Below are 14,118 nucleotides of genomic sequence, written 5' to 3'. Positions count from 1 at the left end.
GTCCGCCTGCGCTCAGAGCCCCAGCTTGTCGCGCATGAAGGCCAGCGCCACGGACAGACCATCCGGCGCGATGCCGTGGCCGGTGCCTTTCATGATATGGGCGTAGACATCCTGCCAGCCTGCTTCCTGCAGGGCCTCGGCAGCCTGCGGCAGGGATTGCGGCGGCACCACATCATCGGCGTCACCATGTACCAGCAGCACGGGCGGGCGCACGACCACCTCATCGGCAAGGGTTTCGGGGCTCAGCAACCGACCAGAAAAGCCGACCACACCGGCTACCGCGTCTTCGCGGCGCGGGGCCACATGCAGCGCCATCATCGTGCCCTGGGAAAAGCCAAAGAGCACCACCTGCTCGGGCAGCACGTCCTCATCAACCATCAGCGCATCCAGAAAGGCGTTGAGATCGTCGATGGCCTGCATCATGCCGCGCATGCTCTCTTCTTCCGACGAGCCATCGATCCACGGGATCGGAAACCACTGAAATCCCATGGGCGCGCCGGCACAGGCTTCGGGCGCATCGGGGGCCACAAAAAGTGTATCGGGCAGATGTTCGGCCAGCGGGTCCGCAAGCCCCAGAAGATCGGCACCATTGGCCCCATAACCATGCAGGAACACCACGACAGACCGCGTATCCCCCGACACCGGCGCGCGGCGGCCTGCATTCAAAACCCGTGTCATGTGATCCCGTCCCTCTGTTTGGCCACCCGGTAGTACGCAAAGAGCAGCCGTGCTGCAACCGACCGCCAGGGTGACCAGCTTTCCGCCCTCTCGCGCAAGTCCCGTTCCTTGGGGCGCTCGGGCAGATCGTAAAGAAGGCGTGCCGCTTCCTGCAGGGCGAGATCGCCGGGCGCAAAGACATCTGCACGGCCCAGCGAGAACATCGCGTAGATTTCCGCGGTCCAGACACCGATGCCGGTGACGCCGGTCAGCACCCGGATGACCTCCTGATCAGGTGCCGATCTGAGGGCAGCAAAGTCGATCTCTGCCGCGGCAAGCGCATGCGCGTAGCGCGCCTTCTGACGGCTGAGCCCCAAAGACCGCAAAGCCTCCGCGCTCAGGGCCTGAACAGTGGCAGGCTCTGTCGCGTCCGCCTCCTCCAGCCGCGCCCAGAGCGCACGGGCCGAGGCTGTGGAGACCTGCTGGCTGACGATGGCACTCAACAATTGTGCAAAGCCATCCGGCCTGCGGCGCAGTGGCAGCGGGCCGGTTGCCGCCAGGGCGCGGGCCAGCCGGGCATCCTGATCGGCCAGCCACGCCGCGCCTTCGGCCACATCCGCGTCGGTTTCAATAATCCGCCCAACGCTCATGCGTCGGCTTCCCAGGCCAGCGCCTCGGTCACGGTTTCAACCACCTGCACGCCGGTCGGCGGGTCCGGCCGCGCAACCATGGCCACGCGAAGCCCCAGGCGCCGGGCGGCCAGCAGTTTCGAGATGCTGGCCGATCCGCCCACGTTGCGGCAGATCAGGCGTGAAATCCGCAGGGTCTGAAAGAGCGCCTCTTCGCTGTGCTGAGAGAAAGGCGGCGTGCCGGTGACGTAGCGCACAAAGTCATAGGGCGGTGGTGCTGTCTGGGCTTGGGTCTGGCGCAGAAACAGCACCTGCCCGGCAAACGTCTCGAACTCCGGCAGGGAGGCCCGCCCGGTATTGCTAAACACACGCTCGCCCGACTGGATGTCTTCGGATGCCTTGCGCACGGTGCGGTAGTCCGTCCAGTAATCCTGCCCGGAGGCGCGCCACGGCGCGCGCAACACCCGCAGATACCGCAGATTCAGACGTGTCGAGACAAGCGCGGCGCGCCGCGAGACCTCAGCGTCAAAGGCATGGCTCGCATCAAGCACACAGACCACGTTGTTCGTGTCCACCCAGGCCTCGAAACTCGCGTTGTCCTCAAAAGCCCCCACCCGCGTCGGCACCGGCAAGGGCTCAAACACCCGTTCGGGCTCTGGCAGGCTGGCGACAACCGAGCGGCCACGAGATTTAAGACGGGATACAAGGCCATGCGCCTCACGCGCGCCCCCCATGACCAGAATCGAACCCGCATTTCTCATATCGCGACTTTAGGCCACAAGCCCCCGGTGGCAAGGGGACTTGCCCCGACCCGGCAAGCAGATTACCCAAGGCGCATGCACGCAACAGATGATAGTCGCGCCAAGCGCAATGTGATGGTTCTGGTCATGGCGCAGGCGTTTCTGGGCAGCCAGATCACAATGATTTTTGTGATCGGCGGATTGGCGGGGCAGCAGATGGCGGTCAACGCCTGCCTTGCGACACTGCCCATTTCGATGATCGTCTTCGGGTCGATGACCACCGCACCCTGGCTCTCGGGCCTGATGCAGCGTTTTGGCCGGCGCGCGGGCTTTCTCGTCGGCGCCGTTGGCGGGCTGATCGGTGCGGCCATCTGCGCCTATGCGCTGACGCTGGACAACTTCTGGATCTTTCTGGTCGGCAGCTATCTGACCGGCATTTATATGTCTTCCCAGGGTTTTTTCCGCTTTGCGGCGGCTGATACAGCCTCGGACAGCTTTCGCCCCAAGGCAATTTCCTATGTCATGGCGGGCGGGCTGTTGTCGGCCATCATCGGGCCGCAGCTGGTTGGCTATCTGACCAGTGCAAACCCCGATGCCACGGTCATGCGGTTCTTCCCGGTCTATATGGCGGCGATGGCGCTGAACGTGCTGGGCATGCTGCTCTTTGCTTTTCTCGACATCCCCAAGCCGCTGAAACCTTCGGCAGAGGCACCGCGGGGACGGTCTGTCATGGAATTGTTGAAGACGCCGCGCATCGCGGTTGCCGTGATCTGCGCCATGGTGTCTTACGCGCTGATGAACCTGGTGATGACCTCCACGCCGCTGGCTGTCGTGGGCTGTGGGTTCGCGGTGGCGGATGCCTCCAACGTGGTCACGGGCCATGTGCTGGCGATGTTCGCACCGTCGTTTTTCACCGGCCATCTGATCGTCAGGTTCGGGGTAGAGCGGATCATGGGGCTCGGCCTGCTGATCCTCGGTGCCGCCGGGGCCGTGGCGCTGTCCGGCGTGGAGCTCGCGCATTTCTTCATCGCCCTCATCCTGCTCGGACTGGGCTGGAACTTCGGCTTCATCGGGGCCACCACGATGCTGGCGGGCGCACATGAACCGCATGAGCGCGGACGCATGCAAGGGGTAAATGATCTCCTGGTCTTCGGCGGGGTTACACTGGCCTCGCTCGCCTCGGGGGGGTTGATGAACTGCTCCGGCGGGTCCGCCGAAGAGGGGTGGGCAGCCGTCAACATCGCCATGATTCCCTTTCTGGTGCTGGCAGGCTGTGCTCTGATCTGGCTGGTGATGCGGCCCAAGCCGCAGGTGGTTTGAGGGCTCTGCCCTCGGCGCTATCCGCGCCTCACCCGGGATATTTGAAGCCAGAAGAAGTCAGATGCGTCTGGTCAAACGGGCCCGGATCAGGCTGAGGCTGCGCTGCAGCGCCGGGGTGACGAGGGCGCGGCGGGCGACGCGCCCGGGCTGGCGCGCGGTGATTTTCAGAACGTGGCGGGCGCGCCAACCGGAGAGCAGAACCAGACGTGAGGCGCTGCCGAGGGCGGATTGCATTTTGAGGTCAGCCAACGCAGCTTTGGCCAAAACTGCCAAGGTTTCGGGCCGCCCATCGTGCATCGGGCGTTTGCCCCGCGCTTCAAGCTCCGGCAACGCCTGAAACCAGTTGGCCAGCGCCACGGCGCGCGCGGTTTTACGGAACGCGGTTTCCTCGGCGGGTGCTGCACCCAAGGCTTGTGCAGCGATCCAGAGGAGCGTGCCTGTCGTGGCTTCAAGATAGCGCCACATCTCCGCTTCGTCCTCGAAGGGCGCCGCGCCGATATCCCAGCGGCGGGCGTCGACCAGCCGATCCAGCGCGCAGGCCTGATCCGGCGTCAGAAAACCCGCCAGCGGCGTGACCACCTCGTGCCGCCGCACAGGGCGGCTTTCGGCGATTTCCTCCAGCGCATCGCGCCACCATTGCAGGCGCATCTCGGCGATCATCGGCTCCTGCGTCACCCAGGGCGCGCGCGACACCTCGATGTTGAACGCATAGAGCGGAAAAAGGATGTGACGTGCCGAGATCGGGCTTGCCATGGTGGCCGAAAACCGGTCGGCGTCGCCTTGTTCAACCAGCGCCGCGCAGGCGTTCAAGTCGGCGTCAAATCCCACCAGGGCGCACCACGCTCAGCAGGTAGCCAAAGCTCTCCGGGTGCGCGCGACAGACATCCGCCTCACGACGCGCTTCGGCGAGTACCTGCTGCATTTCCGATGTGTCGCCAGGTGAGAGTGCTGCGATCCGCTTGTCCATTGGACCGTAGTAGTTTTCCCATGCCGCGGCGGAGAGCTTGCGGGTGGCCAATGTGGTGTATCCCGCCGCCTGCACCTGCGCGTCGATCCCGGCAACATCGGTCATTGCAGGATATTCGTCCGCCCAGAGGTCGACTGCCTTTCGGGGCCGGGCATCGGTAAACCAACAGGGTTCGGAAAAGGCAACGGCCCCGCCCGGCGCCAGTGCAGCGCGCCACGTCTTTAGCCCCGCGGTGATGCCGAGAAAGTAGAGCGCGCCTGCACACCAGATCAGATCAAATGGGCCGGTAATCTGACCCATGTCGCCGGTGGTGATGGTCACCACCGGGTCATCGCCATGCAGCGCCTGCGCCTGGGCCGTAAAATGCGGGTACTTGTCGAGTGCGGTCACCTTTCCATCCGGGGCGACCCTTCGCAGCGCCGCAACATCCGCGCCAGGCCCGCAGGCCGCGTCACAGATGCGGGCAGAGCTTGGAGTCCCCGCGACACCCGCCGCCCAGATGATATCTGCAGGCTCACCGGGCCCTTCGCGCGGCAGATCACGATGCAACATAAAGAAGGCATCCCGATAGGCGTCGCTCATGACGATCCTCTCGTGTCCCGCAGGATTTTCCAGCGGATCGCATCCAGCAACGCCTCGAAGGACGCATCGACTATGTTCGGGGACACACCCACAGTGGACCAGCGCCGCCCCTGCCCGTCTTCGCTGTCGATGATCACGCGGGTGACCGCCTCGGTCCCCCCTTGAGTGATGCGCACCTTAAAGTCGACGAGGCGCATGTCGTCGATGATGTTCTGATACGGCCCGAGATCCTTCGCCAGCGCCTTGGCGAGCGCGTTCACGGGTCCACGGTCGGAGCCGCTTTCGTCCATGGATTCGGAGACCGAGAGTTTCTTCTCGCCATTGACCTTCACAACGACCACTGCCTCGGAAAGGCTGATCATCTTGTCGTATTTGTTTTTGCGCCGCTCCACCGTGACGCGATAGCGTTTGACCTCGAAAAACGCCGGCATCTGTCCCAATGCGTCACGCGCCAGCAGCTCGAAACTGGCCTGAGCAGTATCGTAGGAATACCCTTCCGCCTCACGCGCCTTGATCCGGTCAAGGATCAGCCCGAGCGCCGGGTCGCCTTTGTTGACCGCCAGCCCTGCGCCGCTGAGCCGTTCCCGCAGGTTCGACTGCCCGGCCTGGTTGGACATCGGGATGATACGGGCATTACCGACATCCGCCGGATCGATGTGTTCATAGGTTGTGGGGTCTTTGAGGATGGCGCTGGCGTGCAGCCCGGCCTTATGTGCAAAGGCCGAGGAGCCGACGAAAGCAGCTTGCCGGAAAGGCACGCGGTTGAGGATTTCGTCCAGCATGCGGCTGATCCGAGTAAGCCCTGCGAGCGCGTCACGTGTCACGCCTATCTCGAAGCGGCTGGCGTAGGGCTCTTTCAGCAGCAGGATCGGGATCAGCGCGGTGAGGTTGGCGTTGCCACAACGCTCGCCAAGGCCGTTGAGTGTGCCCTGGATCTGTCGCGCTCCCGCATCGACGGCGGCCAGTGTGCAGGCAACCGCGTTTTCCGTGTCATTATGGGTGTGAATGCCAAGATGATCGCCGGGAATACCGGCGGCGATGACCTCTGATGTGATCCGCCCCACCTCCTCCGGCAGGGTCCCGCCGTTGGTGTCACAGAGTACAACCCAGCGCGCGCCTGCGTCATAGGCGGCCTTTACAGCCTCCAGCGCATAGGTGGGATTGGCGCGGTAACCGTCAAAGAAATGCTCTGCGTCAAAGAGCGCCTCCCGACCGGTGGAAGTCAGGTACGCGATGGAGCGGGCGATGTTTTCCGTGTTTTCGGAATTGGAAATCCCCAAGGCCGCACTGACGTGAAAATCATGTGTCTTGCCCACCAAGCAGACGGTTTGCGTTCCCGCATTGAGAACAGCCGCCAGCACGTCGTCGTTTTCAACTGACATCCCTGCGCGTTTGGTCATGCCAAAGGCAGTCATGCGCGCGCGGGTCTTTGGCGCGGCGTCAAAAAACGCGCTGTCGGTGGGGTTCGCGCCGGGCCAGCCACCTTCGATGTAGTCTACGCCCAGCGCATCCAGAGCTTCGGCAATGGCGCGCTTTTCCTCGGTTGAGAACTGCACGCCCTGTGTCTGCTGACCGTCGCGCAGGGTGGTGTCGTAAAGATACAGGCGCTCGGTCATAGTAGCCTTTCGCGAAGGTGGCCCAAGGCCCACCCTACCTGTGGGCTGGCAGGTAAGGTGGGCTTCAGGCCACCTTTGGCTGAGTGGTTGGCGGAGTGTGTGGACAGCGCAGAGAACGGTTCGGGCTGCAAACCCGAGCAGCGCCCGACCCTCCCCACGGGAGGGCGCTTCACGCCCCCCCAGACTCGGGCGCTGTCCTTGGCGCGGAGCGACGCAGTCATTTCAGGCTCTCCTTGAATCTGCGCAAGTCATTCGCTCTTAGGTCTCGTTCGTCATCGCTGTTTATGTCCGGATTCTCATGATGCCACTCGCTTGCACGACCTTTCTGGGAGGTCAAACGAATGCCCTTACTCAGCAGCCAGCTACGAATTTCATCTGCTTCATCCCAAAGTTTGTTCTCACGCTTGTCGGACCAAATCGAGACAAGTTCTCCTATTGTTTCACGGATCTCTTCGCTGACTTCACTGACCGCTGGCCAGTTAGACAAGTTGTCACCCAGCAAACCCAATACTGCAGCTGAAGCTGCAAGTTGTCCCGCTTCGCCTTCTGCCGCAAAACGGTGCAATTCTGCCATTGCGCCCGGCACATTCAGGTCGTCACTAAGCGCTGCAATCACCTCGGGCGCAGGGCTCGACGCGGGCTCGATGCCCGTGACGAGACCACGCCACTTGCGCAACGTTTTCTCTGCTTCCTCCCGCTTCTTCTCCGTCCAGTCCATAGGCTTGCGGTAGTGCGTCGACAGCATCACGAACCGGATCACCTCGCCCGGCACGCCCTGGTCCAGCAAATCGCGCACGGTGAAGAAATTACCCAAGGATTTGGACATCTTCTTACCCTCGACCTGCAGCATCTCGTTGTGCATCCAGACGTTTGCAAACCCATGGCCCGCGCAGCGGGATTGGGCGATCTCGTTTTCATGGTGCGGGAACTGCAAATCGATCCCACCGCCGTGGATGTCGAAATGCTCTCCCAGCAGATCACGCGCCATGGCGGAGCATTCGATATGCCAACCCGGTCGGCCTCTCCCCCAGGGGCTGTCCCAGCCGGGCAGGTCCTCAGAAGAGGGCTTCCAGAGCACGAAATCCATCGGGTTGCGCTTGTAGGGTGCCACTTCGACCCGCGCCCCGGCGATCATGTCGTCCACGGAACGACCGGACAGCGCGCCATACTCAGCATAACTCTCAACCGCAAAGAGCACATGGCCTTCGGCCTCATAGGCGTGACCTTTCGCAATGAGGTCTTCGATCATCGCCACCATCTGCGCGATATACTGCGTCGCACGCGGCATGGCCGTGGGCTCCAGCGCGCCGACTTCCGCCATGTCGTCGAGGAACCACTGGGTGGTCTCGGCGGTGATCTCGCCAATCGCCCGCCCACTTTCAGCGGCCCGCGCGTTGATCTTATCGTCCACATCCGTGAAGTTGCGCACATAGGTCACGTGCTTTGCACCATAGATGTGACGCAGCAACCGAAAGAGCACGTCAAACACAATCACGGGCCGCGCATTGCCTAAATGCGCGCGATCATAAACGGTCGGCCCGCAGACATACATGCGCACATTCTCTGGATCGATGGGCTGAAAGACCTCTTTCGACCGGGTCTTCGTATTGTAGAGCTTCAATGTCGTCATGACAGGAGTCCTTGCGCGGGTGTGGCGCGGGCTTAGCAATCTTGTGACAGGTTGAAAACGACCTAAAACCGCCCGCTGGGGGAGTTCAGCAAATAATACAGCAAATGGGCGTGGTTCTGGTCATACTCCATCCCTAGCCCGACCCAGATACGCCGGTCAAGGCCGATTGACGAATCGTGCCGCCTCTGCGCCCCTGCGCGAAAGACGGACGGAGACAGCCATGCATCAATCCACACGCATAACGGGCCTCACCGGGGGCGGCTCAGACGGCTGGGACGTTTTCCTGAAAGCCCGCCGCATGATTGCCGATGGCATTGCCGTCACGGAACTGACGATCGGCGAACATGACATCCGCACCGCGGCACCTATCCTGCAAAAGATGCATGAGGCCGCGATGTCGGGTCACACTGGCTATGCGGCGGTGCCGGGAACGGACACCCTACGCGATACGGTGGCCGCACGGGTGCAGGAACGCACGGGCGTCCCCACCACTCGAAACAACGTCGTGATCACGCCCGGCGGGCAAGCCGCCCTCTTTGCCGCGCACATGGCGGCCTGCGATCCCGGGGATACCGCGCTCTACATTGATCCCTACTACGCCACCTACCCAGGGACACTCCGCGGTGTGGGGGCTGTACCACGAGCGATCAAAACCCACGCGGCGGAGGCGTTTCAGCCGCGCGCGGAGGACCTGCGCGCGCAGTCGCGGAACGCCACCTCCTTGCTCATCAACACGCCGAACAACCCAACCGGCGTGGTGTATTCCGACGCCACCCTGAACATGATCGCCGAAACGTGCCAGTCAGACGACCTGTGGCTTATCTCGGATGAGGTGTATGATACGCAGGTGTGGGAAGGACGCCACCTCTCACCCCGCGCCCTGCCGGAGATGGCGGAGCGCACGCTGGTCGTGGGCTCCATGTCCAAATCGCATGCCATGACGGGCTCGCGCTGCGGCTGGATCGTGGGGCCAGAGGCAGTGATTGCGAACCTGATTACCCTCGCGACCCACACCACCTACGGCGTGCCGGGCTATATTCAGGATGCCAGCAGTTTTGCCTTGAAGCAGGGCGCCGCATTTGAAGCGGAAATCGCAGCCCCTTTCCAGCGGCGCAGAGCCTTGGCTAAGCAGGTGCTGGCGCGCCAAAACACCGTCGGGCTCGTGCCAGCGCAGGGGGCGATGTACCTGATGCTGGACATCCGCGCGACCGGCATGACCGGTGAAGCCTTTGCTTACGACTTGTTGGAGAACCACCACATCGCCGTTATGCCGGGGGAAAGCTTCGGCACCTCGGCAGCCGGTCATGTTCGCGTCGCCATGACCATTGAAGATCAGGCTTTTGAGCAGGCCTTGAACACGCTCTGCTCTCATGCAGAGAAGCGCGCCGCATGAAAATGGGCCCGGCGTCTTGCGACGACCGGGCCCTTCCCGGGGAGGAAACTCAGATCAGAACTGCCAGGATGCGCGCACTGTGAAAGTATCCGCCTCTGCATCCACGCCAGCGGCACCACCGATGTCGCTGAAGTCATGCATCAGGTATTCACCTGACACGATGAATTGTTCGGTGGCTTTGTACGAAACGCCAACGCCATAGAACTCGCCGGTATCGCTGCCGACGGATGTGTCCAGATCGGCAAAACCGGCAGTCGCATAGACCAGCGTGCGCCCGAAGTCATAGCCACCGCGCAGCTTGGCACGCCAGACGGAATCGACGGAAGCACCACCGGGTGTCAGATCCACGCTGGCATCGTCATAGTCGAGTTCGCCACCCACAACCCAGGTGCCGAAGTCATAGTTGTAACCGGCGTGCAAACCGTAAGTGGTGTCATCGCCACCGACACCGGCCAGTCCGTTTTCACCATCCACATCCAGATTACCGATTTGCGCACCGGCGTAGAAACCGGTCCAGTCACCTCCTGTATAGACAGGTGCAGGCGGTGGCGCGGTCGGAGTGGGCGTCACGACGGGTTCATCCAGCGCCCCGGCGAAGGCGGGCACGGTCATCAGGGCTGTTGCGGTCACCGCGGCTGCTGCACTCAAAATCTTTTTCATTGTCATGTCCTTATCATGGGTTGCGAACGCCTTTTACGGCATCCTCTTGGGCATAACTGTGGATGCTGCAGTTTGGTTCAATGCACAGACGATCAACGAAACGTGAGGCGGCGGAAACGGGCCCAAATCGCCTGATTTCGACGGGCAAGATCGGCAGATATTTGCTGCGTTCATCTGTCGCTCTTAAAAAGTCGAAAAACGACGTCGGGTCGCAAACAGGCTTGACCGGTTCTGCAGCAGCAACGCAGGTTAGGCCGAGGAGAGGAAATCCCGATGCAGGATGATCTGAGCAAGATCAACATCGTGGTCCGCACCATCGGTGCGGAGCGGGGCCGTGCGGCGCGCGGGCGACCAGCTGCGGCGTAAGCCAAAGCCGACCCTCTTTTTCTTTTCAGGACGACCACATGACACAAAGAACCCAAACACGCAGCGGCGGACGCTCGGCGCGCCGTGCTGCCCGTGCCGCCCCCCTCGCCTCTCACCTGCGCCCGATCCGGCCCGGCATGTCCGGCGGCAAGTACAAACCCTTTACCGCCACCGATATGGACAAAATCCATGGCGCAGCCCTCAATGCGCTGGAAGAGATCGGCCTCGCCGATGCGCCGTCGTCCGGCATCGCTTATCTGACCGGCGCGGGGGCCATCCTTGGAAACGACGGTCGCCTCCGCTTTCCCCGTGCACTGGTGGAGGACACGATTGCGCGCGCCAACCGGTCCGTCACCCTGATGGGCCGGGACCCGGCGCATGATCTGGAGCTGTCCGGTCACCGCGTGCATTACGGTACGGCAGGTGCCGCTGTACATCTGGTCGAGGTGGATGGCAGCAGCTACCGCGAATGCGGTGTGCAGGACCTGCATGACGCCGCGCGGATTGCCGACCAGCTCGACAACATCCACTTCCTCCAGCGCCCGATGGTCTGCCGCGACATCACCGACAACCTCGAAATGGATCTGAATTCCATCTACGCCTGCTGTGCAGGCACCACGAAACACATCGGCACCTCCTTCACCGAGCCGGGTTTCGTGAAACACGGCATCGAGCTACTGCATATGATCGCGGGTGGCGAAGAGGCCTGGCGCGCGCGCCCTTTCGTCAGCAATACCAACTGCTTCGTCGTTCCCCCGATGAAGTTCGCCACGGAATCCTGTGAGGTCATGGAGGAGTGTATCCGAGCGGGCATGCCGGTGCTGCTGCTCTCTGCCGGCATGGCGGGGGCCACGGCGCCCTCGACGGTAGCGGGGGCCATTGTGCAGGCCGTTGCAGAATGCCTCGCCGGGCTGGTCTATGTGAACGCGGTGAAACCGGGCCACCCGGCGGTGTTTGGCACCTGGCCCTTTGGGCTCGACCTGCGCACGGGTGCGATGACCGGCGGGTCCGGCGAACAGGCACTTTTGACCGCAGGCTGCGCCCAAATGCACAAGTACTACGATCTGCCCGGCGGGGCTGCCGCAGGGATTGCCGATGCAAAGCTGCCCGATATGCAGGCCGGATGGGAGCAGATGTGCTCGAACGTGATGGCCGGGCTTGCCGGGCTCAACATGGTCTATGAGGCGGCAGGCATGCATGCCTCATTGCTGGGCTTTTGCCATGAATCGCTGATTTTGGGCGATGACCTGATCGGTCAGGCGTTGCGCTGCGTGCGCGGGATAGAGGTCAATGACGAAACCCTTGCTGTCGATCAGATCCGGGAGGTCTGTCTGGGCGGGCCAGGCCACTATCTCGGGACGGAGCAAACGCTGGGACGCATGCAGCAGGACCACGTCTACCCGACCTTCGGGGATCGTACGTCGCCAAAGGAATGGGTTGAACTGGGAAAACCCGATTTGATTGAAAAGGCCACCGCACGCAAAGACGACATATTGGGGCAACGGGCCGCGGCACGGTTTGATCCCGCCTTGGATGCGCAGATAAGGGCGCGGTTCAACATCCACCTGCCTGGATAGAAAAAGGAGATGCCCGGCTCTTGGGGGAGAAACCGGGCATCTCGACCTGAGCGCCTGCCATCAGAATCGAAAGGCGTCCATCTCAGGCCTGTTGGCTGGTTAGGCTGGCATCAGGCCAGCTTCTTGCGCGGATTGCACTTCGGCTTCGTCCAGCGCGCCGTCCGCATTGAGATCCATCGTGCTGAAGGACTCGGCGGTGATGTCAGGATATACTGCCTGAACCTCATCGATTGTCAGAACGCCATCGCCATTCGCATCCGCCGCCAGCTGTGCGAAGGCCGCAGAGGCCGACAGAAGAGCGATGGTTGCAACTGTGGTTTTGGTGATCAGTTTCATTTGGGTACTCCCATTAAGGTTTGAACATAAGTGTCCAAGGCACAACTCGGCGCCTCAGTGGGGTAGATGCGCAAAACGGCTGTTTCGTCCCTGCTGCGGTGCGGCACTCGCGGATCGCGCCATTCCCCGCCGATTGAGGCATGGGCAGGTGGCGGCGGCTCGCCGAAAAAGGCCCAAAAACCGCGATCGGCAAAAAGCCCCCGTCTGGCACCCCGGAACAGACCTGCGATGCTGGTGTTGGTCCCAATCAAAAGGAGCCCGACATGTACCCGACACACGACATGCCTTCCGATCTGGACGCCCTATTGCCCCGCCTTGCCGGGCGCGCCCGGCGCCTCAGCGACAGCCAGAGTGACGCTGACGACCTGGCGCAGGAAACCGCGCTGAAACTCTGGGCAGCCCTGCGCAAGGGCGCAGAGGTCGACGATCTCGACCGCTACGCCATGACCATCCTGCGCAATCTCGCCCGGCAACGCTGGCGATCCGACAAGCCAACCGATCCGCTGGAGGAAGAAAGCGCCGCAGTGCCCCCGACGGCCCCCGCGCGCATGGCCTGCGCAGATCTCGCGGCGGCGGTCGAGAAGCTGCCCGAAACGCAGGCTTTGCTGATCCATATGATCGCTGCCGGGGAGACCAGCCCCACCATTCTGGCCGAACGCACGGGCTTGCCGCTTGGCACCGTGATGTCGCGTCTCGCCAGAGCCCGTTCCAAGCTGCGCGCGGAAATGGGGATCACTCAGAAAGCACCGGTTTCCGATCTTTACTAAGTCACAAAAAAACGGGGCGCCCCAAGAAAGGGACGCCCCGCCTAGATTTCTCAAAACATCCAGTCGTCGCGATAAGTCAGGCTGCTGCTTTGCGCCTGCGCCGCAACATCATGATACCCCCGAAGCCCGCCAGCAACAGCGGTGCCGACGCCGGCAGAGGAACGACCTCAGGTGAGATCTCCACCTCGGTTAAAGATACCGTCACAGAGGAGTTGCCATCCCAGACGCCGTTGAGCCCGAGCAGGATCGAACTTTGTGTCGGGGCTACAACGACATTCCCGCCAAACGGAAATCTGGACGTTCCAGCCTCTTCCACGACGCCAACGCTGGCAATACCGTTGCCAAAGTCCAGCCCCGTCAAAGAGATGAACCAGCCCGCCACCTCGAAGTCCTCGAAATTCGCGCCGATGAGGCCCGCCTCGCGCCACTGGAACGTGATCGTGTCTTCAGACACATCCACATCAATGAAACGATCACTGACGAAATCAGCGGAAAAATCCACACCCGCCCCGGCAACTGCCGAGCCGCTCTGGAGATTCGGATTTGATGCAAGGCCAACCTGGTAGTTGAAAGTATCGCCAATCAGGGTTGCCGCGGAGGCCGCCATTGGCATGCTTAATATGAGGCCCACCAAAAGGGCGCTCGTCTTGAAAAAAGTCATCTTAACCCACCTTCCTAAATATGGCGAAATCTTGCTCATTGGTGGACAGATTGTCAAGTTATGCGCGTCGCAAAACAGCTGGAAAACAGCATGAGAGCAATGATTTTCTTAAATAATTTCTCTGGTTCGGTTGTGGACGCACAACCTCGGCGGGAAAATTCCGATGCAGATGACGGAAAGCCAACTCGCGGGTTGGCACGCGTGCGCCGGGCCACCG

Annotated in this window: 14 protein-coding genes; 4 read left to right on the top strand and 10 right to left on the bottom strand. The window is 62.1% G+C overall.

From position 1 onward, the window contains the following. Positions 1-12: 12 nt before the first annotated feature. The 3 genes from Q1A07_RS16035 to Q1A07_RS16025 are packed head-to-tail and all read right to left on the bottom strand — an operon-like array spanning position 13 to position 2,047. A complete protein-coding gene (locus Q1A07_RS16035) occupies positions 13-678 on the bottom strand; it encodes an alpha/beta fold hydrolase (RefSeq protein ID WP_299783042.1) in 666 nt (221 codons plus the stop codon). Then, positions 675-1,307: a DNA-3-methyladenine glycosylase 2 family protein gene (locus tag Q1A07_RS16030; RefSeq protein ID WP_299783041.1), complete on the bottom strand. Its 633-nt coding sequence runs from the start codon at positions 1,305-1,307 to the stop codon at positions 675-677. Before Q1A07_RS16030 ends, Q1A07_RS16035 begins: the two co-directional genes overlap by 4 nt. Beyond that, positions 1,304-2,047 carry a precorrin-6A/cobalt-precorrin-6A reductase gene (locus Q1A07_RS16025; protein WP_299783040.1) on the bottom strand — a complete coding sequence of 248 codons (744 nt, stop codon included), beginning with the start codon at positions 2,045-2,047 and terminating at the stop codon, positions 1,304-1,306. The genes Q1A07_RS16030 and Q1A07_RS16025 overlap by 4 nt, the downstream gene beginning before the upstream one ends. A 75-nt stretch (positions 2,048-2,122) precedes the next feature. Between Q1A07_RS16025 and Q1A07_RS16020 the strand changes: the two genes are divergently transcribed. Continuing rightward, the gene (locus Q1A07_RS16020) at positions 2,123-3,346 is read left to right on the top strand and encodes an MFS transporter (protein ID WP_299783039.1); all 1,224 of its coding nucleotides are present in this window, start codon (positions 2,123-2,125) and stop codon (positions 3,344-3,346) included. 57 nt (positions 3,347-3,403) lie between these two features. Here Q1A07_RS16020 and Q1A07_RS16015 read toward each other — a convergent pair whose 3' ends face one another. The 4 genes from Q1A07_RS16015 to cysS form a co-directional block, all read right to left on the bottom strand. Continuing rightward, on the bottom strand, positions 3,404-4,174 hold the full coding sequence (locus Q1A07_RS16015; RefSeq protein WP_299783038.1) for a squalene/phytoene synthase family protein: 771 nt from the start codon (positions 4,172-4,174) through the stop codon (positions 3,404-3,406). Further along, on the bottom strand, positions 4,164-4,895 hold the full coding sequence (locus Q1A07_RS16010) for a trans-aconitate 2-methyltransferase (protein WP_299783037.1): 732 nt from the start codon (positions 4,893-4,895) through the stop codon (positions 4,164-4,166). Before Q1A07_RS16010 ends, Q1A07_RS16015 begins: the two co-directional genes overlap by 11 nt. Beyond that, positions 4,892-6,511, bottom strand: a complete 1,620-nt coding sequence (gene cimA / locus Q1A07_RS16005; RefSeq protein WP_299783036.1) for a citramalate synthase — start codon at positions 6,509-6,511, stop codon at positions 4,892-4,894. Before cimA ends, Q1A07_RS16010 begins: the two co-directional genes overlap by 4 nt. Before the next feature lie 217 nt (positions 6,512-6,728). Continuing rightward, positions 6,729-8,141 (bottom strand): cysteine--tRNA ligase, encoded by a 1,413-nt coding sequence (gene cysS, locus Q1A07_RS16000; RefSeq protein WP_299783035.1) that lies wholly within the window; start codon positions 8,139-8,141, stop codon positions 6,729-6,731. Between the two features lie 220 nt (positions 8,142-8,361). On the opposite strand from cysS, the gene Q1A07_RS15995 reads away from it, so the two are divergent. Continuing rightward, on the top strand, positions 8,362-9,534 hold the full coding sequence (locus Q1A07_RS15995; protein ID WP_299783034.1) for a pyridoxal phosphate-dependent aminotransferase: 1,173 nt from the start codon (positions 8,362-8,364) through the stop codon (positions 9,532-9,534). Positions 9,535-9,588: 54 nt separating this feature from the next. On the opposite strand, the gene Q1A07_RS15990 is transcribed toward Q1A07_RS15995, so the two are convergent. Next, the gene (locus Q1A07_RS15990) at positions 9,589-10,194 is read right to left on the bottom strand and encodes an outer membrane beta-barrel protein (protein WP_299783033.1); all 606 of its coding nucleotides are present in this window, start codon (positions 10,192-10,194) and stop codon (positions 9,589-9,591) included. A gap of 404 nt (positions 10,195-10,598) precedes the next feature. Between Q1A07_RS15990 and Q1A07_RS15985 the strand changes: the two genes are divergently transcribed. Then, positions 10,599-12,137 carry a trimethylamine methyltransferase family protein gene (locus Q1A07_RS15985; RefSeq protein ID WP_299783032.1) on the top strand — a complete coding sequence of 513 codons (1,539 nt, stop codon included), beginning with the start codon at positions 10,599-10,601 and terminating at the stop codon, positions 12,135-12,137. A gap of 99 nt (positions 12,138-12,236) precedes the next feature. Here Q1A07_RS15985 and Q1A07_RS15980 read toward each other — a convergent pair whose 3' ends face one another. Next, positions 12,237-12,473: a hypothetical protein gene (locus Q1A07_RS15980; protein WP_195820442.1), complete on the bottom strand. Its 237-nt coding sequence runs from the start codon at positions 12,471-12,473 to the stop codon at positions 12,237-12,239. Positions 12,474-12,736: 263 nt separating this feature from the next. On the opposite strand from Q1A07_RS15980, the gene Q1A07_RS15975 reads away from it, so the two are divergent. After that, the gene (locus Q1A07_RS15975; RefSeq protein WP_299783031.1) at positions 12,737-13,240 is read left to right on the top strand and encodes an RNA polymerase sigma factor; all 504 of its coding nucleotides are present in this window, start codon (positions 12,737-12,739) and stop codon (positions 13,238-13,240) included. Positions 13,241-13,316: 76 nt separating this feature from the next. Here the strand turns inward: Q1A07_RS15975 and Q1A07_RS15970 are convergent, their stop codons facing one another. Next, positions 13,317-13,940 carry a VPLPA-CTERM sorting domain-containing protein gene (locus Q1A07_RS15970; protein WP_299783030.1) on the bottom strand — a complete coding sequence of 208 codons (624 nt, stop codon included), beginning with the start codon at positions 13,938-13,940 and terminating at the stop codon, positions 13,317-13,319. Positions 13,941-14,118: the final 178 nt, after the last annotated feature.

It is taken from the genome of uncultured Roseobacter sp., assembly GCF_947492555.1.
Classification (GTDB): domain Bacteria; phylum Pseudomonadota; class Alphaproteobacteria; order Rhodobacterales; family Rhodobacteraceae; genus Roseobacter.
This window is presented reverse-complemented; position numbering and strand designations above follow the sequence as displayed.

Bases quoted from the DNA above. Each gene is read 5' to 3' on its own strand.
- Q1A07_RS16035 (WP_299783042.1), bottom strand. From the start codon at position 678: ATGACACGGGTTTTGAATGCAGGCCGCCGCGCGCCGGTGTCGGGGGAT.
- Q1A07_RS16030 (WP_299783041.1), bottom strand. From the start codon at position 1,307: ATGAGCGTTGGGCGGATTATTGAAACCGACGCGGATGTGGCCGAAGGC.
- Q1A07_RS16025 (WP_299783040.1), bottom strand. From the start codon at position 2,047: ATGAGAAATGCGGGTTCGATTCTGGTCATGGGGGGCGCGCGTGAGGCG.
- Q1A07_RS16020 (WP_299783039.1), top strand. From the start codon at position 2,123: ATGCACGCAACAGATGATAGTCGCGCCAAGCGCAATGTGATGGTTCTG.
- Q1A07_RS16010 (WP_299783037.1), bottom strand. From the start codon at position 4,895: ATGAGCGACGCCTATCGGGATGCCTTCTTTATGTTGCATCGTGATCTG.
- cimA (WP_299783036.1), bottom strand. From the start codon at position 6,511: ATGACCGAGCGCCTGTATCTTTACGACACCACCCTGCGCGACGGTCAG.
- cysS (WP_299783035.1), bottom strand. From the start codon at position 8,141: ATGACGACATTGAAGCTCTACAATACGAAGACCCGGTCGAAAGAGGTC.
- Q1A07_RS15995 (WP_299783034.1), top strand. From the start codon at position 8,362: ATGCATCAATCCACACGCATAACGGGCCTCACCGGGGGCGGCTCAGAC.
- Q1A07_RS15990 (WP_299783033.1), bottom strand. From the start codon at position 10,194: ATGAAAAAGATTTTGAGTGCAGCAGCCGCGGTGACCGCAACAGCCCTG.
- Q1A07_RS15985 (WP_299783032.1), top strand. From the start codon at position 10,599: ATGACACAAAGAACCCAAACACGCAGCGGCGGACGCTCGGCGCGCCGT.
- Q1A07_RS15980 (WP_195820442.1), bottom strand. From the start codon at position 12,473: ATGAAACTGATCACCAAAACCACAGTTGCAACCATCGCTCTTCTGTCG.
- Q1A07_RS15975 (WP_299783031.1), top strand. From the start codon at position 12,737: ATGTACCCGACACACGACATGCCTTCCGATCTGGACGCCCTATTGCCC.
- Q1A07_RS15970 (WP_299783030.1), bottom strand. From the start codon at position 13,940: ATGAGCAAGATTTCGCCATATTTAGGAAGGTGGGTTAAGATGACTTTT.